This is a genomic window from Galbibacter marinus, from assembly GCF_000300875.1.
GTDB classification, from domain to species: Bacteria; Bacteroidota; Bacteroidia; order Flavobacteriales; family Flavobacteriaceae; genus Galbibacter; species Galbibacter marinus.
Genome location: NZ_AMSG01000071.1, coordinates 1 through 550, shown reverse-complemented (window position 1 = coordinate 550; position 550 = coordinate 1). Strand labels below are relative to the sequence as shown.

1 protein-coding gene is annotated in these 550 nt (G+C 35.6%); it reads left to right on the top strand.

The window, feature by feature from the left end; all coding sequences use genetic code 11:
• Positions 1-490 (top strand): IS110 family transposase (locus I215_RS15610; RefSeq protein WP_008992960.1); only part of this gene is annotated, 490 nt, incomplete at its 5' end.
• Between the last annotated feature and the right edge of the window lie 60 nt (positions 491-550).

Genomic DNA, 550 nt, shown 5'->3' with positions numbered 1-550 from the left:
AATGGAGATAGAGGAAGAGATGCGGGAATTAATCAATGAAAGTTCTGAGTTAAAAAGGAAATTGGATTTTATAATGAGTATCCCTGGAGTTTCTTTTATATCAGCAGCTACCATAGTGGGAGAAACCTTAGGGTTTGAATCCATAGCTAACGCTAAACAGTTAACCAGCTATGCTGGTTATGATGTTGTTTTAAGGGAATCGGGTACATTTAGCGGAAAGTCAGGAATCAGTAAAAAGGGAAATAGCCATATTAGGGCAGCTTTACATATGCCCTCAATGACCTGTGTGCGATGTAACCCGACTTTAAGGAAGTTTTACCTGAGACTCAAACCTAATAAAGTAAAACCATTGGTTGCCCTGATAGCAGTTCAAAGAAAACTTTTAATATTAATGTTCACCTTATGGAAGAATGAAACGCTCTATGATGCTAGATATGAAGAAAAAAAGCAGCAAAGATCAAGACCTTTGCTGCACAGAATAACAAATTGATAAACCAAATTGCTTCCTAAAAATTTTATCAAAAAACTTGTTTTTTAACACAGTACCTAT